General features: G+C 64.0%; 21 protein-coding genes and 1 tRNA gene. 12 read left to right on the forward strand and 10 right to left on the reverse strand.

Features of this window, described 5'->3' with window-relative positions:
• Positions 1-109: 109 nt before the first annotated feature.
• Complete coding sequence (gene rpoD / locus IVA98_RS29935; RefSeq protein ID WP_247356072.1) at positions 110-2,242, reverse strand: RNA polymerase sigma factor RpoD; 2,133 nt, start codon at positions 2,240-2,242, stop codon at positions 110-112.
• A gap of 376 nt (positions 2,243-2,618) precedes the next feature.
• On the reverse strand, positions 2,619-4,631 hold the full coding sequence (gene dnaG / locus IVA98_RS29940) for a DNA primase (RefSeq protein ID WP_247307426.1): 2,013 nt from the start codon (positions 4,629-4,631) through the stop codon (positions 2,619-2,621).
• Positions 4,632-4,892: 261 nt separating this feature from the next.
• On the opposite strand from dnaG, the gene IVA98_RS29945 reads away from it, so the two are divergent.
• A complete protein-coding gene (locus IVA98_RS29945; RefSeq protein ID WP_247307430.1) occupies positions 4,893-5,456 on the forward strand; it encodes a chlorite dismutase family protein in 564 nt (187 codons plus the stop codon).
• Here IVA98_RS29945 and IVA98_RS29950 read toward each other — a convergent pair.
• Positions 5,453-5,851: a gamma-glutamylcyclotransferase family protein gene (locus IVA98_RS29950; RefSeq protein WP_247307601.1), complete on the reverse strand. Its 399-nt coding sequence runs from the start codon at positions 5,849-5,851 to the stop codon at positions 5,453-5,455. The two genes, IVA98_RS29945 and IVA98_RS29950, sit on opposite strands and share 4 nt — an antisense overlap.
• A 197-nt stretch (positions 5,852-6,048) precedes the next feature.
• On the opposite strand from IVA98_RS29950, the gene IVA98_RS29955 reads away from it, so the two are divergent.
• Entirely contained in the window at positions 6,049-6,852 is an 804-nt protein-coding gene (locus tag IVA98_RS29955) for an N-formylglutamate amidohydrolase (RefSeq protein ID WP_247307432.1), read from the forward strand.
• Positions 6,853-6,855: 3 nt separating this feature from the next.
• Here the strand turns inward: IVA98_RS29955 and IVA98_RS29960 are convergent, their stop codons facing one another.
• Complete coding sequence (locus IVA98_RS29960; protein WP_247307435.1) at positions 6,856-7,476, reverse strand: LysE family translocator; 621 nt, start codon at positions 7,474-7,476, stop codon at positions 6,856-6,858.
• 189 nt (positions 7,477-7,665) lie between these two features.
• On the opposite strand from IVA98_RS29960, the gene IVA98_RS29965 reads away from it, so the two are divergent.
• From IVA98_RS29965 to IVA98_RS29975, 3 genes are read left to right on the forward strand one after another with little or no spacing between them, the layout of a single operon-like run.
• Positions 7,666-7,980: an ArsR/SmtB family transcription factor gene (locus tag IVA98_RS29965; RefSeq protein ID WP_247307438.1), complete on the forward strand. Its 315-nt coding sequence runs from the start codon at positions 7,666-7,668 to the stop codon at positions 7,978-7,980.
• Entirely contained in the window at positions 7,973-8,443 is a 471-nt protein-coding gene (locus tag IVA98_RS29970) for an SRPBCC family protein (protein ID WP_247277471.1), read from the forward strand. Before IVA98_RS29965 ends, IVA98_RS29970 begins: the two co-directional genes overlap by 8 nt.
• A complete protein-coding gene (locus IVA98_RS29975; RefSeq protein WP_247307442.1) occupies positions 8,440-8,952 on the forward strand; it encodes an SRPBCC family protein in 513 nt (170 codons plus the stop codon). The genes IVA98_RS29970 and IVA98_RS29975 overlap by 4 nt, the downstream gene beginning before the upstream one ends.
• Positions 8,953-9,125: 173 nt before the next feature.
• On the opposite strand, the gene IVA98_RS29980 is transcribed toward IVA98_RS29975, so the two are convergent.
• The 3 genes from IVA98_RS29980 to IVA98_RS29990 all read right to left on the reverse strand — a co-directional run bounded on the left by IVA98_RS29980 (position 9,126) and on the right by IVA98_RS29990 (position 12,634).
• The gene (locus tag IVA98_RS29980; RefSeq protein WP_247307445.1) at positions 9,126-10,736 is read right to left on the reverse strand and encodes an acyl-CoA synthetase; all 1,611 of its coding nucleotides are present in this window, start codon (positions 10,734-10,736) and stop codon (positions 9,126-9,128) included.
• Between the two features lie 212 nt (positions 10,737-10,948).
• Positions 10,949-12,088: an epoxide hydrolase family protein gene (locus tag IVA98_RS29985; RefSeq protein ID WP_247307448.1), complete on the reverse strand. Its 1,140-nt coding sequence runs from the start codon at positions 12,086-12,088 to the stop codon at positions 10,949-10,951.
• Between the two features lie 90 nt (positions 12,089-12,178).
• On the reverse strand, positions 12,179-12,634 hold the full coding sequence (locus IVA98_RS29990) for a GatB/YqeY domain-containing protein (protein ID WP_247307451.1): 456 nt from the start codon (positions 12,632-12,634) through the stop codon (positions 12,179-12,181).
• Between the two features lie 228 nt (positions 12,635-12,862).
• Here IVA98_RS29990 and carA point away from each other — a divergent pair, with 228 nt between their 5' ends.
• Together carA and IVA98_RS30000 are read left to right on the forward strand one after the other, a co-directional pair.
• The gene (gene carA / locus IVA98_RS29995) at positions 12,863-14,053 is read left to right on the forward strand and encodes a glutamine-hydrolyzing carbamoyl-phosphate synthase small subunit (RefSeq protein ID WP_247277475.1); all 1,191 of its coding nucleotides are present in this window, start codon (positions 12,863-12,865) and stop codon (positions 14,051-14,053) included.
• 169 nt (positions 14,054-14,222) lie between these two features.
• The gene (locus tag IVA98_RS30000; RefSeq protein ID WP_247307464.1) at positions 14,223-14,747 is read left to right on the forward strand and encodes a cupin domain-containing protein; all 525 of its coding nucleotides are present in this window, start codon (positions 14,223-14,225) and stop codon (positions 14,745-14,747) included.
• 145 nt (positions 14,748-14,892) lie between these two features.
• Here the strand turns inward: IVA98_RS30000 and IVA98_RS30005 are convergent, their stop codons facing one another.
• A complete protein-coding gene (locus IVA98_RS30005; RefSeq protein WP_247307467.1) occupies positions 14,893-15,417 on the reverse strand; it encodes a Dps family protein in 525 nt (174 codons plus the stop codon).
• Positions 15,418-15,531: 114 nt separating this feature from the next.
• On the opposite strand from IVA98_RS30005, the gene IVA98_RS30010 reads away from it, so the two are divergent.
• Together IVA98_RS30010 and IVA98_RS30015 are read left to right on the forward strand one after the other, a co-directional pair.
• Positions 15,532-16,233, forward strand: a complete 702-nt coding sequence (locus IVA98_RS30010; protein WP_247307470.1) for a class I SAM-dependent methyltransferase — start codon at positions 15,532-15,534, stop codon at positions 16,231-16,233.
• Between the two features lie 76 nt (positions 16,234-16,309).
• Positions 16,310-16,385 (forward strand) — tRNA-OTHER (locus IVA98_RS30015).
• Between the two features lie 124 nt (positions 16,386-16,509).
• Here IVA98_RS30015 and IVA98_RS30020 read toward each other — a convergent pair.
• Entirely contained in the window at positions 16,510-16,887 is a 378-nt protein-coding gene (locus IVA98_RS30020; RefSeq protein ID WP_247307471.1) for an ArsR/SmtB family transcription factor, read from the reverse strand.
• A 109-nt stretch (positions 16,888-16,996) separates the two neighbouring features.
• Here IVA98_RS30020 and IVA98_RS30025 point away from each other — a divergent pair, with 109 nt between their 5' ends.
• From IVA98_RS30025 to greA, 3 genes are all read left to right on the forward strand, one after another.
• Positions 16,997-18,166, forward strand: a complete 1,170-nt coding sequence (locus tag IVA98_RS30025; protein WP_247307474.1) for an MFS transporter — start codon at positions 16,997-16,999, stop codon at positions 18,164-18,166.
• Between the two features lie 141 nt (positions 18,167-18,307).
• Positions 18,308-21,772 (forward strand): carbamoyl-phosphate synthase large subunit, encoded by a 3,465-nt coding sequence (gene carB, locus IVA98_RS30030; protein ID WP_247356073.1) that lies wholly within the window; start codon positions 18,308-18,310, stop codon positions 21,770-21,772.
• 220 nt (positions 21,773-21,992) lie between these two features.
• On the forward strand, positions 21,993-22,466 hold the full coding sequence (greA, locus tag IVA98_RS30035) for a transcription elongation factor GreA (protein ID WP_247277482.1): 474 nt from the start codon (positions 21,993-21,995) through the stop codon (positions 22,464-22,466).
• A 146-nt stretch (positions 22,467-22,612) separates the two neighbouring features.
• Here the strand turns inward: greA and IVA98_RS30040 are convergent, their stop codons facing one another.
• The gene (locus tag IVA98_RS30040; RefSeq protein ID WP_026312113.1) at positions 22,613-23,092 is read right to left on the reverse strand and encodes an Lrp/AsnC family transcriptional regulator; all 480 of its coding nucleotides are present in this window, start codon (positions 23,090-23,092) and stop codon (positions 22,613-22,615) included.
• Positions 23,093-23,310 lie beyond the last annotated feature (218 nt).

The following is a 23,310-nucleotide window of genomic DNA, read 5'->3' on the forward strand; positions in this document are numbered from 1 at the left end:
TTCTTGGCTGAACGCTGCTGGCAGACAGGCACGAACAAAAACGGCGGGCTTGCGCCCGCCGTTTCGTTCGGATAGATGCCCGGGTCAGGCTGGGGCATGACGATCAGAATTAATTATCCAAGAAGCTCCGCAGCTTCCTCGACCGCGACGGATGCTTCAGCTTGCGCAGCGCCTTCGCCTCGATCTGACGAATGCGTTCGCGCGTCACGCTGAACTGCTGGCCGACTTCTTCCAGCGTGTGGTCGGTGTTCATGCCGATGCCGAAGCGCATGCGCAGGACGCGCTCTTCGCGCGGCGTCAGAGATGCCAGCACGCGCGTGGTGGTCTCGCGCAGGTTGGACTGGATCGCGGCATCGATGGGGAGGATCGCATTCTTGTCCTCGATGAAATCGCCGAGGTGCGAATCCTCTTCGTCACCGACCGGCGTCTCCAACGACAGCGGCTCCTTGGCGATCTTGAGGACCTTGCGGACCTTTTCGAGCGGCATGCCGAGCTTCTCGGCGAGTTCTTCCGGCGTCGGCTCGCGTCCGATCTCGTTGAGCATCTGGCGCGAGGTGCGCACGATCTTGTTGATCGTCTCGATCATGTGCACGGGGATGCGGATGGTGCGCGCCTGGTCGGCGATCGAGCGGGTGATCGCCTGCCGGATCCACCACGTGGCGTAGGTCGAGAACTTGTAGCCGCGGCGATACTCGAACTTGTCGACCGCCTTCATCAGGCCGATGTTGCCTTCCTGGATCAGGTCGAGGAATTGCAGGCCGCGGTTGGTGTACTTCTTGGCGATCGAGATCACCAGACGGAGATTGGCTTCCACCATCTCCTTCTTGGCCTGGCGTGCCTCGCGCTCGCCCTTCTGCACGGAGTGCACGATCTTGCGGAACTCGACGATCTCGAGGCCGGTGAGGGCGGCGAGCTGATGCACTTCGTGACGAAGGTCCTTGATGCGGTCCTTCTCGTGATGAACGAAATTCTTCCAGCCCTTGGCCGAGAGTTTCGAGACGCGGTTGAGCCAACGCGGATCGAGCTCCGAGCCGGTGTAGTTGCGTAAAAAGTCCTCGCGCGCGACGCCGTGGCTGTCGGCAAGACGCATCAGGCGGCCCTCGTAGGAGACGAGGCGCTTGTTGATGTCGTAGAGCTGCTCGACCAGCGAGTCGATACGGGCCTGGTTGAGGCGGAGCGACTTCACCTCGACGATGATCTCGTCCTTCAGCTTCTTGTACTTGCGCTCCTGGTGCGGCGAGAGCGACTCGTTCTGGAGCTGGTTCTGGATGTCCTGCTCCTGAAGCTTGCGCAGCTTCTTATAGCTGTCGGCGATCTTGTCGAAGATCTCGACCACCTTCGGCTTGAGCTCGGCCTCGATTGCCGCGAGCGACATCTGGTTCTCGAACTCGTCGTCGTCCATGTCGGACTCGGCGGCGGACTCGGCTGGATCCTTGTCCTCGCCGGCCTCAGTGGCACCGGGCGCAGACGCGGCGCGGAACGGGGTGGGCGACGGCGGCGCGGCGGGCGGCGCGACATGCGCGGGGGCAGCGGCGGACGCGGTGGCTTCGCCACCCTCGGCCGACGCTTCGCCGTTCGGGCCGGCGATCATCGCGGTGTTCATGCCGCCCTTGGCGTCGGGGCCGGCATAGGTCGCTTCGAGATCGATGATGTCGCGGAGGAAGATCTTGCCTTCGTTGAGCTCGTCCCGCCAGATGATGATGGCCTGGAATGTCAGCGGGCTTTCGCACAGACCCGCGATCATCGCCTCGCGGCCGGCCTCGATGCGCTTTGCGATGGCGATTTCGCCTTCGCGGGACAGCAGCTCGACCGTGCCCATCTCGCGCAGATACATGCGCACCGGATCGTCGGTGCGCTCGCCCGGCTCGCTCTTCTTGACCTCGGTGACGGCCTTCTGGGTGACCTCGACGAGCTCGTTGTCGGTCTCGTCCTCGCCCTCGTCCTTGTCTTCCTCGCCTTCGGTGTCGTCGGCTTCGGTGACGTTGATGCCCATGTCCGAGAGCATCGACATGATGTCCTCGATCTGTTCGGGCGAGGTCTGGTCGGACGGCAGGACCTCGTTGAGCTGATCAAAGGTGACGAAGCCGCGCTTCTTGGCCTGCTTGATCATCTTCTTCACGGCGGCGTCGGACAGGTCGAGCAAGGGCGAGGGCGCGTCCTGGGAGTCCTTCTCCGGCGCATCCGCTGCCTTGTCGTCCTTTTCCTTGTCCTTCGCCTGCAGCGTCTTTGCCTTGGTGGCCATCCATTGCTCCTCAACGCGCTTCAATGCAGACGGCGCGCCCCGCCTGCCTGAATTCACATGAACCTGTTGCTCGACGCTCTCGCTTCGGCAGCTCTCGACACGGAAAGGGCGGCGCACAAACTTCTCGCCACCCCCAACTTTCTCTCGCCGGATTTGCCTAACGCTTCGTGAGCCTCTTTGTCGCAGCGGATGCAGGTGTAGTGCCAACAGCGGTTGCGCGGATTCATTCCTGACGCATCTGTTCTGCCTGCGGCCGCCTTCGGGCCAAAGTGCTACAAGACCGTTAAGCCTCGATTAACCCTGTTTCTGCCGCCAAACCAAGGATTTGGCGAGTCTTTTAGCGGTTCCGACCCCGGCCGTCCGCATGATTCTTTCATTACATGCTCTTCTGGAGCCGACCCGACAGTTCGCCAAAACCCTCGATCAGAGCCTCGGTACCGTCGACTTCGCCTATCCGAGCCTTGACGTCACGCAGCCACGCCAAATTGGCCTCGCTGGGGTCCTCCCCCAGGGCCAGCTCAGCGTCTTTCAGCTCTCTAAGTAGTGAATGCCATTGCCGATGCAAGGCAACCAGCTGATGCCAAGTGGCAAGAACGTCATCCCGCGCCGCGCCCTCCCGGGCGCCCCACACCGCCACGGTGGTGATGCCGTTCTCAACCCTTTGAAGAACTTGCGAAAACCCGCCCTTCTCAAGGTCGCCCCGCATCTTCTCGGCCTGCTCGCCCGGGTCCGGTGAGTGGTGATGATCGTTGGCGAAGGCGGCGATGATGCCGGCCCTGAGCTTATGGGCCTCGGGATGGGCCAGCTCCAGGGCGGCCACCTCCTCCAAGTGCTCATGGAGCAGCCAGGGGTGGTTGATCAGGCATTGCAGGATCAAGGCCTCCCGGCGGGAGATGGCACTGCGCTGGCCGCGCATGATCGGGCTTGCCGCCAGCTGGGGGCTCGCCGCCTGGTATGGACCGGACGGCAGCGGGACGGGACCGGGCGGGCCGCGGCGGGCGCCGCCAAATCCATGGCCACCGAATCGATTCGCGCCTCCCCCAGCCCTGGGCTGGAATGGCCGACCGCCGCCACCTTGGCGGAAACTGCCCCGGCCGCCAAAGCCGCCGCGCCCGCCTTCGGGGGCAAAGGCGCGCTGGAGCCGATTGGCAAAGTCGTCGCGGTAATAGCGCCGCACCACCTCGTCGCGGATGCCGTTGGAGAGCTCCTTGATGCGCGCCTCCAGAGCGGCGCGGCGCTCGGGCGTGGCAAAATTGCCGCCTTCGAGCTCGCGCGACCAGATCATCTCCGCGAGCGGTCGCGCCGCCGCGATCACGTCCTCGATCGCGCCGCGGCCACCCGAGCGAACGAGATCGTCGGGGTCCTGCCCCTCCGGCAGCAGCGCAAAGCGCAGGCTCTTGCCCGGCGCGAGGAACGGCAAGGCAAGGTCCGCGGCGCGGTAAGCCGCCTTCTGGCCGGCGCGGTCGCCGTCGAAGCAGAGGATCGGCTCGTCCGCCATCTTCCACAGCAGCCCGAGCTGGCTTTCGGTGAGCGCGGTGCCGAGCGGCGCGACGGTGCCTGCGAAGCCCGCGGCGACCATGGCGATGACGTCAACATAGCCTTCGACCACGATCAGGGCGCCGCCGTCATGGGTGGCTTTGCGCGCGGTCTGGTGGTTGTAGAGATTGTCGCCCTTGTGGAAGAGCGGCGTCTCCGGCGAGTTCAGATATTTGGCCGGAACGTCCTTCTCCAGCGCGCGCCCACCGAAGGCGATGACGCGGCCGCGCAAATCCGTGATCGGAAACATCACGCGGTCGCGGAAGCGGTCGTACGGCACCGGAATATCGTCGCCGGCGACGAGCAGTCCGGTCTCGACCATGTCGTCAACGGACACGCCGAGCTTGCCGAGATGCTCCTTCAGCGCGAAGCGGTCGGGCGGCGCATAGCCGAGGCGGAACTGCAGTTGCGTCGCCGGCGAAATGGCGCGGTCGGCCAGATAGCCGCGCGCTTTGGCACCTAAGCGCGAGGCCAGCGTCTCGGCGAAGAATTTTGCCGCAAGATCCATGACGTCATGCAGCGATTTGCGCCGCTGCTCATGCCGGGCCGCATCCGGCGTCACGGCCGGCAGCGGCAGGCCCGCCATGCCCGCGAGCCGCTCGACGGCCTCGGCGAACGGCACGCCGTCCGTCTCCATCACGAAGCTGATGATGTCGCCGTGCTTGCCGGAGGAGAAGTCGTGGTAAAAGCCCTTCTGGTCGTTGACGTAGAAGGACGGCGTCTTCTCCTGCTGGAACGGCGACAACCCCTTCCACTCCCGCCCCGCCTTCTTCAGCTTGACGCGCTTGCCGACGACTTCGGAGACCGAAAGCCGGGCACGAAGCTCGTCGAGGAATTGGGGCGTGAAGCGCATGAGATCCAGTCTTGCCCGAGCGAGATGAGCCGGGCCAAGATCAGGCATATAGGTGCCGCCTGCACAAAAGTCAGGTTTGTCGGGATTATACGCGCTGTTCACAGCCCGCGTCATTCCGGGGCGCGCAGAGCGCGACCCTGGAATCCATCGCGCCACCGGACCGCTGGCGGAAATGGATTTCCGGGCTCGCGCTTCGAACGCCCCGCAAATGACTTGGAGAGAGGCCTTGAACCGCGCCCGGTTCCACGCTTCCATACCCCCATGTTCAGGACCTTTCGAGGCGGCCAGAGCGGGGGCTGGCGCGTGACGTCGATCTCGCCCGTGCGGGGCGAGCCCCTGCCCTTCGTGCCGGCACTGTCGGTGACCGACAGTGAGGCCGTCTCGTTGCCGCTGGTGCCCTCGCGCAACGCGTGGCGGCTGGTCGGCGTCGCGAGCAGCTTGCGTTACACCGAGCGGCCTGAGAAGCAGCAGCTCGTCGCCGTGCAGGCCGGCCTCGGCCGGTTAGAGGCGACCAGCGCAGCGCTGATCCCGATCCGCAAGTCGCAGGCCTGGTGGGAGCTGACGCAGGAAGAGCGCCGCAAGATCTTCGAGGACAGATCGCACCACATCGCGAGCAGCCTGCGCTACCTGCCCGCCATCGCGCGCCAGCTCTATCATTGCCGCGACCTCGGCGGGCCTTTCGACTTTCTGACCTGGTTCGAATTCGCACCGGTTGATGCCGCGTTGTTCGAAGAGCTGGTGGCGATGCTGCGGCAGACCGAGGAGTGGACCTATGTCGAGCGCGAGGTTGACATCCGCATGGTGAAGGAGGTGCTGTCGGCCTAATGCTCCAGGAAACGGCCGGACTCGATGCGCGGAAGATCGGTGACGGGCCAGTTGTAGACATAGGTCCAGGCCTTGCTGCTGGTGCCGTCCGGCAGCGACACGTCGATCAGCTGCCGCAGATATTCGGTCGGCTCCGGAAAGCCTTCGCCGCAGGCCTCGTACATGTCGAGCTCGCGCAGCAGCTCGTCGCCCGCGCGTAAGTGAAACAGCTCGCCATGGACGATGTCGGACGGGGCGTCCGACAGCAATAGCCCCGGATAATGCTTCACCAGGACCAGCCGACCGCGGCAGGTCGCATCGCCAAGGAAATCCGCATGTGCCGCGAGCAGCCGCGCCATCGGATGATCGAAGCCGCGCATCAGGGTGCCGTAGACGAAGAGACGATCGCAGGTCATCCGGTGTGTATAGCTGGCAATGGCGCGGAACGACAACGTCGCATATTCGCTGTCGTCCTGGCGAAAGCCAGTAGGACGATGTGCAGGCAATGACGCTCTCAGCGGCATCCTCGGTCAAGCATGGTGATTTGAAGCGAACCAATCTATACCGATTTTCTTCGAACTTCAGGGCGACAGCTTTTCCATAGGCAATCAGGATGGCTTTAGATACGGCCGACGCGACCGATCAACTCCTCGGCGAGGGCGACATTGCGCCAGTGCATGAGGTGAATGCGGCAGGCCAATCACCCTTCCTGCTCACCGCGGATCACTACGGGCGGGTGCTGCCGCGCACGCTCGGCAATCTTGGCGTCGCGGAAAACGAGCTTGTCAGGCACATCGCTTGGGACATCGGCATCGCCGGCGTCGCCGAGCGGCTCGCAAAAATGCTCGACGTGCATCTGATCGCGCAGCGCTATTCGCGGCTCGTGATCGACTGCAACCGCCCGCCCGCGGCTGTGAGCTCGATTCCCGTGATCTCCGAAGCCACCGCGATTCCGCGCAACGAGGGCATTTCGGAATGGGAGCGCGAGGCGCGGCGGCGCGAGATCTTCGCGCCCTATCATCATCGCATCGACGCCGCGATCAACCGCCGCCTGCGCGACAAGCGGCCGACAGTACTGGTGTCGCTGCACAGCTTTACGCCGGTCTATGCCGGCGTCGCGCGGCCCTGGCACGTCGGCGCCCTCTATAACCGCGACACCGTGCTGCCGCAGCTCCTCTTGAAACATCTCCGCGCTGAAAGCGATCTCGTCGTCGGCGACAACGAGCCCTATGCGGTGAACGACCTCACCGACTACACCATCCCCGTGCACGGCGAGGCGCGCGGCCTCGTCAACACCGGCATCGAGATCCGCCAGGATCTGATCGCCGACCAGTCCGGCCAGCAGCAATGGGCGGAACGGCTGGCGCGGATCCTTGCCGAGATCGAGGTTGAGCTGAAGACTCAGATGTTGGTGTGAGCCTCACTTCGCCCTGGTCAGCGCCAGCCAGATGCCGCCGCCGATCATGAAGCCGCCGGAAATGCGCGACATCATCCGCGTGCGGCGGGCCGAGAAGAATTTTCGGGCGCGGCCGGCGGCGATGGCGTAGAGCGCGTCGGTCATGACCGCCGTGACCATGAAGGTGGCACCAAGCAGCGCGACTTGCGGAAAGTGCGGCTGGTTCATGTCCATGAACTGCGGAATGAAGGCGCCGAAGAACACCAGCACTTTCGGGTTCGACAGCAGCACCAGGAATCCTTGCAGGAAGAAGCCGCCGCGCGGCGGCGGAGGCGGCGCGTCGACGTCGACGCCGTCGACCGGCGTCCAGATCAACTTGATGCCGAGCCACACCAAATAGGCGGCGCCGGCAAAGCGCACCCAGTCGAACCAGTACCCCATGGTCGCCATCAGCGAGGTCAGACCGACCGCGACGATGCCGATCACGATGGCAAGACCCGCTTGCGCGCCGGCAACGTTGGTGAGCGCCGCGCGGGTGCCGTGCCGCAGGCCGTTGGCAATGACGAGGGTGACGATCGGCCCCGGCAGCAACGCCAGCGCGATGCAGGCGGCGACGAAGGCGAGATAGGCTTGCATGGACATCATGGGGAGGACTCGCTGCGGTTTGTACGCATTAATGCATGGCGGAGGCGGGAACGGAAGCTCGCAGATCTCGTGTTCCCGCTTGCGGGAAGCTCTTCGCCCTCGTCCCGCACGCGGAGAGACTGCACGCGACCAACATGATTTCTCGAGCCCGCTTGACATGCAACCATTTGGTTGCCTATCATCATAACCATGGATGAGGTCTTCAAAGCGCTCGCCGATGCGTCACGACGGTCGCTGCTGGACAGGCTTCACGCCCGGAACGGCCAGACGCTGAACGAGCTCTGCGAAGGCCTTGCCATGACGCGTCAGGCGGTGACCAAGCACCTTGGCATTCTGGAGGAGGCCAATCTCGTCACCACCATCAGGCATGGCCGCGAGAAGCTGCACTATCTCAACCCCGTGCCGATCCATCAGATCGGCGAACGCTGGATCAGGAAATTCGAGCGCGGCAAGCTCGCCGCACTCAGCGAGTTGAAACGTCAGCTGGAGAAACGCGATGAGTAAGCCGGAATTCGTCTACGTCACCTACATCGAGACCACGCCGGAAAAAGCTTGGGAGGCGCTAACCAACAGCGCGTTTACGCGGCAATACTGGTTCGGCGCCGAGGTCAGATCCGACTGGAAGGTAGGCTCTTCCTTCGCCCTCACGCTCGACGGCGAGATCACCGATTCCGGCGAAATCCTCGAAGCCGATCCGCCGCGGCGATTGTCCTACAGTTTCAAGCACCAGAAATACGAGGAGCTGCGCGGCGAGCCGATATCGCGCGTCGTCTTCACCATCGAACCGTTCGGCTCGCTGGTGCGTTTGACCGTGCTGCATGACGGGTTTGTCGAGGGCGGCAAGTATCTCGGCGCCGTCTCCAATGGCTGGCCGGCGATCCTGTCCGGGCTCAAGAGCCTGCTGGAGAGAGGCAAAGTACTCGCCATCCCGCGCACGGCGCTCAACAAGGGATTCGACGCAAAATGAAGCTCGAGCAGTTCACGCCGCTGACCGTCTACACCATCTACATCGCCTCCACGCCCGAGAAGGTGTGGGAGGCGCTGACCTCGGCGGAGTTCAGCCGACAGTATTTCTTCGGCAATGCCGTCGAGGTCGAGCCACGGCTCGGCGGCACCTTCATCGTGCGCACGCCCGACGGCGCCGTGCACATCAGCGGCGAGGTTCTCGCCTACGATCCGCCGCGCAAGCTCGCGGTCACGTTCAACGTGAACTGGCCCGATCTGATCGAGAAGCTCGGCCCGACCCTCGTCACCTACGAGATCGCACAGGCCGGCGATGCGGTCCGGCTCACCATGAGCGAAGGCCACGACCGCCCGCTCAGCGACGACATACTCGCAGGCGGGCGCTCCGGCTGGCCGGCGATCCTGTCCAGCCTCAAGAGCCTGCTCGAGACCGGCAAGCCGCTGGTCGTCAAGCCGGGCCCGCCACAGCGGATGCTCGATGCGCTGAAGGCGATGGGCATCAAGACGCCGTAGGTGCGACGGTTTCCGTGTTCGTCCCAGACAAGCGCGCCTCAGCGGGCGCCGATCCGGGCGCCATAGCGAAGAGTGAAGTTTTGGCGAAGACTCGTGGTTACGGCTTCGCGCCCACAACATCTCGTACGGTTATGGGCCCCGGGGGCTTGAGGCGTCTTTGCCATTGTCAGAGGCTAACCTTTCGCCCGCAGCTCGCGCCGCAGCACCTTGCCGGTGGCGGTCATCGGCAGCGTCTCCGCGAAGGCGACGAAGCGGGGATATTCGTGGGCGGCAAGCTGCACCTTGACGAACTCCTGGATCTCGCGCGCGAGTGCGTCGCTGCGGGTGAAGCCGGGGCGCAACACGATCCAAGCCTTGATCGATTCGGTTCGGATCGGATCGGGAATGCCGACCACCGCGGCCATCGCCACCGACGGATGCTTCATCAGCGTATGCTCGATCTCGGACGGGCCGACGCGATAGCCGGCGGTGGTGATGACGTCGTCCTCGCGGCTGACATACCAGAAATAGCCGTCCTCATCCTGCACGCCGAGGTCGCCGGTGAGCAGGAATTCGCCGGCATATTTCTTCGCCGTCGCCTCCGGATTGCGCCAATATTCGAGCATGGTGACGGGACATGGCTGGCGCACACCGATGATGCCGCGCTGACCGCGCGCCAATTCCTCGCCCTTGTCGTTGACGATGCGGACGTCGAAGCCTGGCGTTGCCTTGCCCATCGCGCCGGGGCGGATCGGAAACAGGTTGGAATTGCTGCCGATCACCAGGTTGCACTCGGTCTGGCCGAACACTTCGTGCGCATCGATGCCGAAGGTCTCGCGCACCCAGCCGAGCAATTCGCCACCCAGAGATTCACCGCCGGTAAAAATGCTGCGCAGCTTGACGCCGGGGTGCTTCACGCCGGCCTGTCGCATCAGCTTCAGTGCCGTCGGCGGCAGGAAGACATTGCGCACGCCGAGATCGGCCATCATCTGCATCGCTGCCTGCGGCTCGAATTTGCGCGCGCGATGACCGACCAGGGGAATGCCGTGATACCAGAACGCCAAGAGGCCGTTGACGAGGCCGCCGATCCAGGCCCAGTCCGCCGGCGTCCACATAAGATCGCCGGCGCGCGGCAGGAAGTTGTGGCACATCTCCACATTCGGCAGATGGCCGAGCACGACGCGGTGCGCATGCAGGGCGCCTTTGGGATTGCCGGTCGTGCCAGAGGTATAGATGATCAGTGCGGGATCATCGGCGGAGGTGTCGACCCGCATGAAGTCGGGTGAGGCCGCTTTCACCGAATCCCAGAACGATTTCGCGCCTGCCGGAACGCGCTCGCCGACGACATAGACGTTCGTCAGCTCCGGCAGGCGATCGCGGATCCTCGCCAGCTTCTCCCAGCCTCCTTCGTCAGTCACGATGGCCTTGGCCTCGGAATTCGACAGGCGGAATTCCAGCGCGTCCTCGCCGAACAGCGCGAATAGCGGAATCGAGATCAGGCCCGTGCGGAACGCAGCCATGTGTACGATCGGCAGCTCCAATGACTGCGACAGGAACACCGCGACGCGGTCACCGCGCGACAGCCCATCCGCCTTCAGCACGTTGGCGAAGCGGCGCGACATCTCGGCGATCTCGTCAAAGGACGTGCGCGTGGTCAGGCCGTTCTCGTCGACATAGATCAGCGCGAGCCGGCCGCTGCCGTCGGCGTGGCGATCGCAGCACGCCTCCGCGATGTTGAATCGCGCCGGAATGTCCCAGCGGAAATTGCGATAGAGCTCGTCGTAAGTTGCGGCTTCGGTCAGCATGGCAGCACGTTTCCAGGGGAGTTGTCGCCCAGTCTAGAGCCGTGGATGCTCGGGACAAGCCCCACGCGGTCATTGCGGGCCGACACCAGCTTCGAACCCGGAATCCATCATGCGGCATTTCCCGTGGCGCGATAGATTCCGGGCTCGCCCTTCCGCCCTCGCTCATCAAGCTTCGGCGGACAAGCCGGGGCGCCCCGGCATGACGGTGAGACTTACCGCACCGTCGCAAAAAACGTCCGGACATCGCGCACGAACAGCTCGGGCTGCTCGAAGGCGGCGAAATGGCCGCCCTTCTCCATCTCGCTCCAATGCGTGATGTTGAGGAAGTTGGGCTCCATCCAGCGTCGCACCGGCGTGATGATCTCCTTGGGAAACACCGCGACGCCCGTCGGCAGCTTGACGACAGGCGTGGCGCGGCGCTTGCCGAAACTTTCCCAATAGAGCCGCGCAGAGGACGTCGCAGTCTCCGTCGCCCAGTACAGCATGACGTTGTCAAGCAGCTCGTCCTTGGTGAAGATGTTCTCGGGATGGCCGTTGCAATCGGTCCAGGCCCAGAATTTTTCCAGTATCCAGGCCGCCTGCCCGCTCGGCGAATCCGTCAGGCCATAGCCGAGCGTCTGCGGCCGCGTCGACTGCTGCTTGGAATAGCCGGAATCGAGATCGACATAATGCTTGAGCCCGGCGAGCGCGCGCTTCTCTTCCGCCGTCGGCTGGCCCTCGATGCGTGGCGGCGAGTTGAAGGACAATGTGATGTGGATGCCAGCGCAATGCTCGGCGTCCTGCGCGCCGAGCGAGCTCGTCACCGCCGAGCCCCAGTCGCCGCCCTGCGCGCCGTATCGCGCGTAGCCCAGCCGGTCCATCAGCTTCGCCCAGGTCGCCGCGATGCGGTCGACGCCCCAGCCCGTGGTCTTCGGCTTGGCCGAGAAGCCGAAGCCCGGCAGCGAGGGACAGACGACATGAAACGCATCAGCCGGATTGCCGCCATGCCCGGCAGGATCGACCAGCGGCGCGATCACTTTCTGGAATTCGACGATCGAGCCGGGCCAGCCATGGGTGATGATCAGCGGCAGCGCGGACGGCTGCGTCGAGCGCACATGCAGGAAATGGATGTCGAGTCCGTCGATCTCGGTGGTGAACTGCTCGAAGCGGTTCAGCTTTGCTTCGCGGGCGCGCCAGTCGTAGCCATCAGCCCAATAGCTGCAGATCTCCCGGATCCATTGCAGCGGCGCGCCCTGGCTCCAATCATCGACCAGCTCCGCCTCCGGCCAGCGGGTGCGGGCGAGGCGCGACTTGAGGTCGGCGAGGACGTCGTCGCTGATGGCGATGCGGAACGGTTTGATGGCGCCGGTCATCATGCCTCCCCATTTTCGTTTTGAGAGAATAGACCGAACTGATGCGGCATCAAAGCGAGCCACCCTCGTCCAGAAGGGAGAGGGAAAAGCCTAGCCCGACAATGCGGCCTTCACCAAGCCGCTGGCTTTACCGAAATCCATCTGTCCCGCGTACTTCGCCCGCAACGCTGCGATCACCTTGCCCATGTCTTTCATGCCGGCCGCGCCGGTTTCAGTGATCGCATCCGAGATCGCTTTCTTCACCTCGTCGTCCGACATCTGCTTCGGCAAATACGCCGAGATCACCGCGATCTCCTCGCGCTCCTGGGCGGCGAGCTCGGCGCGGCCGCCCTTGTCGTAAAGCTCAACGGCCTCCTGGCGCTGCTTGATCATCTTCTGCAGCACCGCAAGGATGTCGGCGTCCGACAGCGGCGGCTTGCCGCTGCCACGAGCATCGATGTCGGCATTCTTGATGGTCGAATTGACCATGCGCAGCGTGGACAGCTTGCGCTCGTCCTTGGCCTTCATGGCCTCCTTGACCGCATTGTTGATGTCGTCGCGCAGCATTGGTCGGGTCCTCTCAATCTGTCGCGCCTGATCTAAGCCGTTCGCGGGCAAGAGGCCATACCGGACCGGCCCTCCGGTGCATTGTTTCCTTGCCGGGGCTCGAAATGGCGCAAAGTTGCCAGTTCCGCCTTAAGTGCCCGAAGCCGCCCGTCAAATATGCAAAAACGCATGTGAATCCGGCCTGTCCCGCTTTGACGGCGGCGCCCGCGCAGACTATGAAACGCGCTCATGACACAACATGACAACGATCCCGCCTGGCCGGACCACAAACCGACCGCGCTCCTCGTGCTTGCCGACGGCACGGTGCTTGAAGGCTTCGGTCTCGGCGCCGAAGGCCACGCCGTCGGCGAGGTCTGCTTCAACACCGCGATGACCGGCTATGAGGAGATTTTGACCGATCCCTCCTATGCCGGCCAGCTCATCACCTTCACCTTCCCGCATATCGGCAATGTCGGGACCAACGAGGAAGATATCGAGACGGTGAACATGGCGGCAACGCCCGGGGCGCGCGGCGTGATCTTGCGCACCGCGATCACCGATCCCTCGAACTACCGCGCCACCAAGCACCTCGACCAGTGGCTGAGGGCCCGCGGCATCATCGGCCTCTCCGGCATCGACACCCGCGCGCTGACCGCGCTGATCCGCTCCAACGGCATGCCCAACGCCGTGATCGCGCATTCCAAGAAGGGCGAGTTCGATCTGCACGGTCTCAAGGAAGAGGCGCGCGAGTGGCCGGGCCTCGAAGGCATGGACCTCGTGCCGATGGTCACCTCCGGCCAGCGCTTCACCTGGGACGAGACTCCCTGGCTGTGGGACAAGGGTTTCGGCCGCCAGGACAAGCCGGAGTTCAACGTGGTGGCGATCGATTACGGCATCAAGCGCAACATCTTGCGCCTGCTCGCCGGTGTCGGCTGCAAGGTGACGGTGGTGCCGGCAACGACTTCATCTGAGGATATCCTTGCGATGAAGCCGGACGGCGTCTTTCTGTCGAACGGCCCGGGCGATCCGGCCGCAACCGGCAAATATGCCGTTCCTGTGATCCGGGACGTGATCAAGTCGGGCACGCCGACCTTCGGCATTTGCCTCGGTCACCAGATGCTCGGTCTCGCCGTCGGCGCCAAGACCAAGAAGATGCACCAGGGCCATCACGGCGCCAACCATCCCGTCAAGGACGAGACCACCGGCAAGGTCGAGATCACCTCGATGAACCACGGCTTTGCCGTGGACGAGACGACTTTGCCGAAGGGTGCGACGCAGACCCACATCTCGCTGTTCGACGGCTCAAATTGCGGCATCCAGCTCGACGGCAAGCCGGTGTTTTCGGTGCAGTACCACCCGGAGGCTTCGCCCGGCCCGCGTGACTCGCACTATCTGTTCCAGCGCTTTGCCGATCTGATGCGGCAGAAGAAGAGCGCGTAAGGCGCGCTATCGCCTTTGCGGCGTGATCCGCTGCTGAACCGGGGCCTATAGACACGGCGTTTCGTGTCCGGGCTCAGCGACGCATCGCGTCCGGGACACGAGACCTATCGAGGAACGCCTGCACAGGGTGAAATGTTGTCCGGGCACTCTCGTGTAGCAGGAGCCCGCCATGTCCGTCGTCCGCGACAAGGCCGAGCCGCTCGCCATCGTGTTCGAAGATGACGGGCTCGTGCCAAACAACATCCTCCCGTTCCTGGTTTACCAGGGCGCGGTGAAGCTCGATCCGGAGCAGCCGGAAGAGACTATCGAAGAGCTGTTCGAAGCGAACGGCTGGGGCGGCACGTGGCGCAACGGCATCTACGATTATCTGCACTATCATTCGACCGTGCATGAGGTGCTCGGCGTTGCGCGCGGCAGCGCTCGCGTCCGCTTCGGCGGCGACCATGGCCAGGAGCTTCAGATCAAGGCGGGCGACGTCGCGATCCTGCCGGCCGGTACCGGCCACCAATGCATCAAGGCGAGCGACGATTTCTGCGTGATCGGCGCTTATCCGCCAGGCGCCAAGATGGAGATCACGCGGGCGACGGCTGAAAATCACGCCAAGGCGCTGAAGACGATTCCGCAAGTCGCGATGCCACCGGCCGATCCGGTGACGGGCAAGGAAGGCGCGCTGATGAGGTTGTGGCACTCGTGAATCGAGCGCGTAGGGCGGGTTAGCCGAAGGCGTAACCCACCATCTCTGTCATCGCGGATGCAAGAGCGGTGGGTTACGCCCAGCGACTGCGCTTCGCGCAACCGCAAGGCTAACCCACCCTACAAGCAAGCCCTACAAGCTCGCCCTATGCCGCGTTGCTGCCCTCCTGCCTTGTGGCTTCGAACAGGAACCAGGTGCGGCGCTCGGTCTCGTCGATGAAGTTTTCGAGGATGCTGGCGCTGGCGACATCGCCGGCTTCGTCGCAGACCTCGTGCGCCTTACGCATCGCCGCCGCGACATGCTTGTTGTCCTGCATCAGCTCGCGCAGCATCTCGCGCGGCGGAACGTAGTCCTCGTTGTTGTCCTTGATGGTCTGGAGTTTTGCGACCTGGCCGATCGACCTCAGCGTGGTGCCGCCGATCTTGCGGACGCGCTCGGCGAGCTGGTCGGTGGTGGCGAAGATCTGGTCGGACTGCTCGTCGAGCAGCAAATGATAATCGCGGAAATGCCGGCCGCTGATGTGCCAGTGGAAATTCTTGGTTTTCAGATACAGCGCGAATGCGTCGGCCAGAAGCACGTTGAGCGCCTCCGAGACCTTCTTGACCCCATCGGGCGGCAGATCGGTGGGGGTGTCGAGATCGGGCGAGACCTTGTTGTTGGTTTTGCTCACGGGAGACCTTCCTGTTAGGACGCGGACATTGACGGCGCGCCGTCGCACCCCTAACGCAAGGCGGGCAGCGCCGGTTCCGTTGGCGGAACCGTTTGGCCGGGACCTTCGAATAGCATGGACGATTGGATCGATTATTACGACTCCACGCATACGATCTATGTCAGCAAGCTGCATCGCGACTTGCACTTCCAGATCATTGCGCGGGACATCATCGGCTATATCCCCTCGTCCGACGCCGTGGTGCTGGACTATGCCTGCGGCGAGGCGCTGTCGGCGAACCAGGTGGCCGCCGCCTGTGGCAAGCTGATCCTCGCGGAGCCCGCGCCGGGAGTGCGCGGCCGGCTGATCGCGCGGTTCGCTCCGAACACCAAGATCCGCGTCCGTTCGCTCGATGACGTCCGCAAGATGCAGGACCAGTCGATCGATCTCGTCGTGATGAACTCGGTCGCGCAATACATGACGCCGGACGAGCTGGATGGCGCTCTCCTCAACATCCGCCGGATCCTAAAACCCTCCGGCAAGCTGGTGCTCGGGGATATCCTCCAGCCCAATGTCGGCATGGTCAGGGACGTGATGGCGCTGCTCAGCTTCGGCCGGCGGCACGGCTTCCTGAAGGACGCGCTGATCGGGCTGATCAGCACCGCGCTCTCGGACTATCGCCAGCTGCGCTCGCGCATCGGGCTCCAGCGCTACAGCGAGGCGGAGATCACCGCGAAGCTGACGGCGGCCGGGTTCGTGGTCCAGCGCGCGCACACCAATATCGGCCATAATCGCTGGCGCATGACCTTCATCGTGCGGCCATCTCTGATCCGTTAAGCATCATCTCTGATCCGTTAAGCATAACGACCAGCCGAGGTGGCCTGCCGCGCCTCCGATCGGTAATGATCGATGCGGCCCGGTGGCGGAAGCGTCTACGCGAGGGCGGTGCAACGCTCTTCATCCTGGTTCAAATCCAGGCCGGGTCTCCACGCTTCGCCCCTGCGGGGCTACGCGTGGCGCGGCCACGCACGACGCGTAGGGGCGAAGCGTGTCCGGCGTAGCTGGAGCGCAGCGGAAGAGAAGACAGGCTGGCGCTCCAATCGCGCAATCCGCTCACTTGCGATCCGCGCTGACCACTTCGCACTCCGGCAGCAATTGAAGCCGATCCGCATCTTTAGCCGCCGACTTGATCACGGCATCGAGCAGGCCCGGGAAGCGCGCATCCAGATCCTCCCGGCGCAGCCGCATGAAACGGTTGGTGCCGGCCACGCGGGTCTGCATCAGGCCGCATTCGCGCAGCTTGGCAAAGTGATAGGCGAGGTTGGACTTGCCGCCGAGGCCGCTGAAATCGCCACAGCAGAGCTCGCTGCTGACACGTTCTTGCTGCGCGAGCTGGTAGACGATCGCCAATCGGATCGGATCGCTTAGGCAATCCAGGACCATCGGCAGCTCGATCTGCTCGCGGGTCGGGTGAAGCGGCATGCGGCTCATGGGTCCATCATAGCGACAAGGCCGCAATGTTCAATAGTTCTTGAACCAATTGACACCTCGACCGGCCCAACCGATAGTTCAATAAACGTTGAACATAAGGATCTCTCTCATGAGCGTGTTCTGGCTGGCCTTGGCGGCTTTCGCGATCGGCACTGAAGGCTTTGTCATTGCAGGACTTTTACCCGCGATCGCCACTGAGCTCTCGATTTCGGTCTCGGCCGCCGGGCAGCTGGTCACGGCTTACGCCCTCACCTATGCCGTGGGCTCGCCAATCCTGGCGGTGGCGCTCAACAATATCGACCGCCGCACCGTGCTGGCTCTGGCGCTGACGACCTTCGTCGCCGGCAACCTCGCCGCAATGGTGGCATCCAGCTACACCCTGCTGCTGGCCTCGCGCATGCTGATGGCGCTGGGCTCGGGACTGTGCATGCCGACCGCGCTGGCGGTGTCCGTGGCGGTCGCCTCGCCCGAACGGCGCGGACGTGCGGTGGCCCTCGTCACCTCGGGCCTTACGGTCGCAACCGTCATCGGCGTCCCCCTTGGCAATCTCGTCGGCAGCCTGCTCGGCTGGCGCGCCACCTTTGCCATGGTCGCCCTGATCGGCACGCTGGCACTCGCCGGCCTTCTGCTTGGGCTTCCCAAAGGCCTGCCGCGCAACACTGCCTCGCTGAGCGAGCGGCTGGCGGTGGCGCGTCACAGCAATGTCTTGATCGCGCTTGTGATCACAATTTTATGGGCGCTTGGCGGCTTCACCGTGTTCACCTATTTCGCCGTTCCCCTGCGCAGCCTCGGCTTTGACGCCTCGCAGATCAGTCTGGCACTGCTGGTGTTCGGCGGCGCCGCCGCGATCGGCAACATGCTCGGCGGCGTCCTGGCCGACCGGCTCGGCACGCTCGCCACCGCCGCGCTCGGGCTCGCCGGCATGGCGAGTGCGCTGATCCTGCATTCGCTGGTGCTGAAGCTGATGCCCGGACAGGCGCATTATGCGGTGCTGGGCGCGATCTTCCTCTGGGGCGTCTCGGGCTGGGCGTTCTATCCAGCCCAGATCGCCAGCATCATCCGGATCGAGCCGCAGGCCTCGATGATCGCGCTCTCGCTCAACGCCTCGGCAATGTATCTCGGCTTCGCCATCGGGGGCGCCTTGGGCGGCGCGGTGCTGGCCACTCTCTCGCCCAATGACCTCGGCTGGATCGGCGGTATGAGCGTTGCGGCCTCGCTTCTGGTGCACCTCGGCCGCGGCTGGCAGGCGCGGCCAAAACCGGTCAAAATTGCCGGTTGATGGGCGTTTTTCGGGGTTTCGCCGCCCCGAAAACTGGTCTAAGACCCACCCGCGCGCGAGGGAGACCACCGCGCTCTCGGCCACAGGGACGCGCGGTAGCGCGCCCTTTTTTTTGCCCAAATCCCAGTCCGGCGAGAGTTGATGCCCAAACGTACAGACATCACCACCATCCTGATCATCGGCGCCGGTCCCATCGTGATCGGCCAGGCCTGCGAATTCGACTATTCCGGCACGCAGGCGGTGAAGACGCTGAAGGAAGAGGGCTATCGCATCGTCCTCGTCAATTCCAACCCGGCCACCATCATGACCGACCCGGAATTGGCCGATGCGACCTATATCGAGCCGATCACGCCCGAGATCGTCGCCAAGATCATCGAGAAGGAGCGCCACGTCGTTCCCGGCGGCTTCGCGCTGCTGCCGACCATGGGCGGCCAGACAGCGCTGAACTGCGCGCTATCGCTGCGCCGGCAGGGCACGCTGGAAAAGTTCGACGTCGAGATGATCGGCGCGACCGCGGATGCGATCGACAAGGCCGAGGACCGCCAGTTGTTCCGCAACGCCATGGAGAAGATCGGTCTGCAGACGCCGAAGTCGCGGCTCGCCAACGCGTCCGAGCTGAAGAAGTCGTTCCGCGACAAATACCATGCCGAACGCGAGAAGCTGTCGGGCGCGGCGCTCGAAGAGCTCGACCGGCAATGGACGCTTGGCGAAAGCGACCGCCGCAAGCGCTATCAGGAATATGCGCTGGGCCAGGCGATGATGGCGCTCTCCGAGATCGGCCTGCCCGCAATCATCCGGCCCTCCTTCACGATGGGCGGCACCGGCGGCGGCATCGCCTACAATAAGGAAGAGTTCCTCGACATCATCGAGCGCGGCCTTGATGCATCGCCCACCAACGAAGTGCTGATCGAAGAATCCGTGCTCGGCTGGAAAGAGTACGAGATGGAGGTGGTGCGCGACAAGAAGGACAATTGCATCATCGTCTGCTCGATCGAGAACCTCGATCCGATGGGCGTGCATACCGGCGATTCCATCACCGTGGCGCCCGCCCTGACGCTGACCGACAAGGAATACCAGATCATGCGCGACGCCTCGCTGGCGGTGCTGCGCGAGATCGGGGTCGAGACCGGCGGCTCCAACGTGCAGTTCGGCGTCAATCCCGAAGACGGCCGCATGGTCGTCATCGAGATGAATCCGCGCGTGTCGCGCTCATCCGCACTGGCCTCGAAGGCCACCGGCTTTCCGATCGCGAAGGTCGCTGCCAAGCTCGCGGTCGGCTACACCCTCGACGAGATCGCCAATGACATCACCGGCGGCGCCACGCCGGCCTCGTTCGAGCCGACGATCGACTACGTCGTCACCAAGGTGCCGCGCTTCGCCTTCGAGAAATTTCCGGGTGCCTCGACCACGCTGACGACCTCGATGAAGTCGGTCGGCGAAGTCATGGCGATCGGCCGCACCTTCCAGGAAAGTCTTCAGAAGGCCTTGCGCGGGCTCGAAACCGGATTGACCGGCCTCGATGAGATCGAGATCGAGGGTCTCGGCCGCGACGACGACAAGAATGCGATCCGCGCCGCGCTCGGCACGCCGACGCCGAACCGGCTGCTCCAGGTCGCCCAGGCCATGCGGCTCGGCTGGTCCAACGAGGACATCTTCAACTCCTGCAAGATCGATCCGTGGTTCCTCGGCGAGATGCGCGGCATCGTCGACATGGAGGAGAAGGTTCGCAAGAACGGCCTGCCGGGCAATGCCTTCGGCATGCGCACGCTCAAGTCCATGGGCTTCTCCGATGCGCGCCTCGCAGTGCTCGCCGGGACGACGGAAGCCGAGGTGACGGCGAAGCGCCACGCGCTCGGCGTTCGTCCCGTCTACAAGCGCATCGACACCTGTGCGGCCGAGTTCGCCTCTCCCACCGCCTATATGTATTCGACCTATGAGGCGCCGTTTGCGGGTGCGCCTGCGGACGAGAGCACTCCGTCCGACAAGAAGAAGGTCATCATCCTCGGCGGCGGACCGAACCGCATCGGCCAGGGCATCGAGTTCGACTATTGCTGCTGTCACGCCTGCTTCGCGCTGCACGATGCCGGCTACGAATCCATCATGGTCAACTGCAATCCGGAGACCGTATCGACCGATTACGACACTGCCGACCGGCTCTATTTCGAGCCGCTCACCGCCGAGGACGTGCTGGAGATCATCGCCAAGGAGCGCAGCAAGGGCACGCTGCACGGCGTGATCGTGCAGTTTGGCGGCCAGACCCCGCTGAAGCTGGCGCGCGCGCTGGAAGCGGCCGAAGTGCCGATCCTCGGCACCTCGCCCGATGCCATCGATCTTGCCGAGGATCGCGACCGCTTCAAGCGCGTGCTCGACAAGCTGCGGCTCAAGCAGCCGAAGAACGGTATCGCCTATTCGGTCGAGCAGGCGAGGCTCGTCTCCGCCGATCTCGGCCTGCCGCTGGTGGTGCGTCCGTCCTATGTGCTCGGCGGCCGCGCCATGCAGATCATCCGCGAGGAGAACCAGCTCAACGACTATCTGCTCGGCACGCTGCCGGAGCTGGTGCCCGCCGACGTCAAGGCGCGCTATCCCAACGACAAGACCGGGCAGATCAACACCGTGCTCGGCAAGAACCCGCTGCTGTTCGACCGCTATCTCTCGGACGCGACCGAAATCGACGTCGACTGCCTCTGTGACGGCAAGGACACTTTCATCGTCGGCATCATGGAGCACATCGAGGAAGCCGGCATCCATTCCGGCGATAGCGCCTGCTCGCTGCCGCCGCATTCGCTCGATGCCGGGATGATCGAGGAGCTGGAGCGGCAGACCCGCGAACTCGCGCTCGGCCTCGACGTGGTCGGCCTGATGAACGTGCAATACGCCATCAAGGACGGCGAGATCTACGTGCTCGAAGTCAATCCGCGCGCCTCGCGCACGGTGCCGTTCGTCGCCAAGGTGATCGGCACGCCGGTCGCGAAGATCGCCGCGCGCATCATGGCCGGCGAGAAGCTCGCCGATTTCAAGCTAAAGAAGGCGGAGCTCAAGCACGTTGGCGTCAAGGAATCGGTGTTCCCGTTCGCGCGCTTCCCCGGCGTCGACACGGTGCTCGGCCCGGAGATGCGCTCGACGGGCGAGGTCATGGGCATCGACCGCTCGTTTGCGGTGGCGTTCGCCAAGAGCCAGCTCGGCGGCGGCACGCGGGTGCCGCGCAAGGGCACGGTGTTCGTCTCGGTGCGCGAGAGCGACAAGACACGCATCGCCGAGGCTGTGCGCGAACTGCATTCGCTCGGCTTCAAGGTGCTGGCGACCTCGGGCACCCAGCGCTTCCTGACCGATCAGGGCATCCCGACCGAGAAGGTGAACAAGGTGCTGGAGGGCCGGCCGCATATCGTCGATGCCATCACCAATGGCGACGTCCAGCTCGTCTTCAACACCACCGAAGGCCCGCAGGCGCTCGCCGACAGCCGCTCGCTGCGGCGCGCGGCCCTCTTGCATAAAGTGCCGTATTACACCACTCTTTCCGGGGCCGTGGCGGCCGCGCAGGGCATCCGCGCCTATCTGGGCGGGGACCTTGAGGTTCGGACCCTGCAGAGCTACTTTTCGGAAACCTGATTGCTAGCGGGGCTGGGCCTTGAGGGCTCAGCCTTCCGCTAAGTGATTGGCAAGGAAGCCACAATGGCGGGAGGAACTGTCCGGCCATGTGAGTGTTCTGTTCCGGCGCCAGACCCGAAATAATATCCCGGTGGGCGCATGTTCAGCCCCGGGAACACCGACGCATCAAGGTTGCCGCGCCCACCCTTTATGGGCGCGCAGCTGGAGGACGAGAGAAGAGATGGAAAAGGTTCCGATGACCCAGGCCGGCTTTGTCGCGCTCGGGGAAGAATTGAAGCAGCGCCAGTCTGTAGACCGTCCGCGGATCATCGAGCATATCGCGGAGGCGCGCTCGCACGGAGACCTGTCGGAGAACGCGGAATATCATGCCGCGAAGGAAGAGCAGTCCCACAATGAGGGCCGCATCGCCGAGCTCGAGGACAAGCTCGCGCGCGCCGACATCATCGACATCTCGAAGCTCTCCGGCGACACCATCAAGTTCGGCGCCACCGTGACGCTGGTCGACGAGGACACCGACAAGAAGACGGTGTGGCAGATCGTCGGCGAGGTCGAGGCCGACGCCAAGAAGGGCCGCATCTCCATCACCTCGCCGCTCGCCCGCGCCCTGATCGGCAAGAAGAAGGGCGCCTCCGTCGAGGTCAACACGCCGGGCGGCGCCAAGGCATATGAGATCACCAAGGTGGAGTGGCGGTAGAGATTTGCCGCTGCCCGTGACGCCATTGCGAAAAGGCCGCGCAATGCGCGGCGGCCTTCTCGTTTGTGGCCCTCGGTCATCTCCCGGCGCTGCAGCGCATCGCTGAAGATGCGCTGCGCTTCATCCGGGGCATGCGATCACCCCAGCTACCGTCGCCCCTTCACCTCGAGCGGCACCGCCGCCTCATATTTCGAATTGTGCAGCACCAGCGACGTCCGCACGTTGCGCACATGGGGCGCAGCGGTCAGGTGCGTGACGAAATCCTGGAACGTCGCCATGTCGGGGGCGACGCATTTCAGGATGAAATCGACCTCGCCCGACAGCATCCAGCATTCCCGCACCAAGGGCTCGGCGCGGACGAATTCCTCGAAGGCGCGCAAATCCGCTTCGGCCTGGCTGGACAGGTGCACGGCGGCAAATACGGTGACGTCGAAGCCGAGCTTGCGGGCGTCCAGCAGGCCTCGATAGCCATGGATATAGCCCTCCTCCTCCAGCGCCCGGACGCGGCGCAGGCAGGGTGGCGGCGAGATGCCGACGCGTTTTGCCAGCTCGACATTCGTGATTCGACCGTCGGCCTGAATCTCGGTGAGAATTTTCAGGTCGATCTCGTCTAGGCTCCGCGACACGTGATTGGAACTCCTGGCCTCGGCGGCGGTATTGGGTGGCTTGTCGCAATCCTCATACCCAGTCCACACGCCCAGCGCAATTTTATTGCGCGTGCAGCGCAATCGACTTTTGTTCCTTGTTGGAAAAATCCGCCGATAGGGAATGCAATTCTTGCATAGCTCACCAGAAGGCTTAGATTAGCTCTGATATTTCAGCGCCTCCGCGAGGCCTCCCGGCA

The sequence above is a fragment of the Bradyrhizobium sp. 160 genome (assembly GCF_023073735.1).
In the GTDB taxonomy this organism is placed as follows: domain Bacteria; phylum Pseudomonadota; class Alphaproteobacteria; order Rhizobiales; family Xanthobacteraceae; genus Bradyrhizobium.

What these genes read in the sequence shown, in the direction of transcription:
- rpoD (WP_247356072.1), bottom strand. Translation starts at nt 2,242, where the DNA reads ATGGCCACCAAGGCAAAGACGCTGCAGGCGAAGGACAAGGAAAAGGAC.
- dnaG (WP_247307426.1), bottom strand. Translation starts at nt 4,631, where the DNA reads ATGCGCTTCACGCCCCAATTCCTCGACGAGCTTCGTGCCCGGCTTTCG.
- IVA98_RS29945 (WP_247307430.1), top strand. Translation starts at nt 4,893, where the DNA reads ATGTTCAGGACCTTTCGAGGCGGCCAGAGCGGGGGCTGGCGCGTGACG.
- IVA98_RS29950 (WP_247307601.1), bottom strand. Translation starts at nt 5,851, where the DNA reads ATGACCTGCGATCGTCTCTTCGTCTACGGCACCCTGATGCGCGGCTTC.
- IVA98_RS29955 (WP_247307432.1), top strand. Translation starts at nt 6,049, where the DNA reads ATGGCTTTAGATACGGCCGACGCGACCGATCAACTCCTCGGCGAGGGC.
- IVA98_RS29960 (WP_247307435.1), bottom strand. Translation starts at nt 7,476, where the DNA reads ATGATGTCCATGCAAGCCTATCTCGCCTTCGTCGCCGCCTGCATCGCG.
- IVA98_RS29965 (WP_247307438.1), top strand. Translation starts at nt 7,666, where the DNA reads ATGGATGAGGTCTTCAAAGCGCTCGCCGATGCGTCACGACGGTCGCTG.
- IVA98_RS29970 (WP_247277471.1), top strand. Translation starts at nt 7,973, where the DNA reads ATGAGTAAGCCGGAATTCGTCTACGTCACCTACATCGAGACCACGCCG.
- IVA98_RS29975 (WP_247307442.1), top strand. Translation starts at nt 8,440, where the DNA reads ATGAAGCTCGAGCAGTTCACGCCGCTGACCGTCTACACCATCTACATC.
- IVA98_RS29980 (WP_247307445.1), bottom strand. Translation starts at nt 10,736, where the DNA reads ATGCTGACCGAAGCCGCAACTTACGACGAGCTCTATCGCAATTTCCGC.
- IVA98_RS29985 (WP_247307448.1), bottom strand. Translation starts at nt 12,088, where the DNA reads ATGACCGGCGCCATCAAACCGTTCCGCATCGCCATCAGCGACGACGTC.
- IVA98_RS29990 (WP_247307451.1), bottom strand. Translation starts at nt 12,634, where the DNA reads ATGCTGCGCGACGACATCAACAATGCGGTCAAGGAGGCCATGAAGGCC.
- carA (WP_247277475.1), top strand. Translation starts at nt 12,863, where the DNA reads ATGACACAACATGACAACGATCCCGCCTGGCCGGACCACAAACCGACC.
- IVA98_RS30000 (WP_247307464.1), top strand. Translation starts at nt 14,223, where the DNA reads ATGTCCGTCGTCCGCGACAAGGCCGAGCCGCTCGCCATCGTGTTCGAA.
- IVA98_RS30010 (WP_247307470.1), top strand. Translation starts at nt 15,532, where the DNA reads ATGGACGATTGGATCGATTATTACGACTCCACGCATACGATCTATGTC.
- IVA98_RS30020 (WP_247307471.1), bottom strand. Translation starts at nt 16,887, where the DNA reads ATGAGCCGCATGCCGCTTCACCCGACCCGCGAGCAGATCGAGCTGCCG.
- IVA98_RS30025 (WP_247307474.1), top strand. Translation starts at nt 16,997, where the DNA reads ATGAGCGTGTTCTGGCTGGCCTTGGCGGCTTTCGCGATCGGCACTGAA.
- carB (WP_247356073.1), top strand. Translation starts at nt 18,308, where the DNA reads ATGCCCAAACGTACAGACATCACCACCATCCTGATCATCGGCGCCGGT.
- greA (WP_247277482.1), top strand. Translation starts at nt 21,993, where the DNA reads ATGGAAAAGGTTCCGATGACCCAGGCCGGCTTTGTCGCGCTCGGGGAA.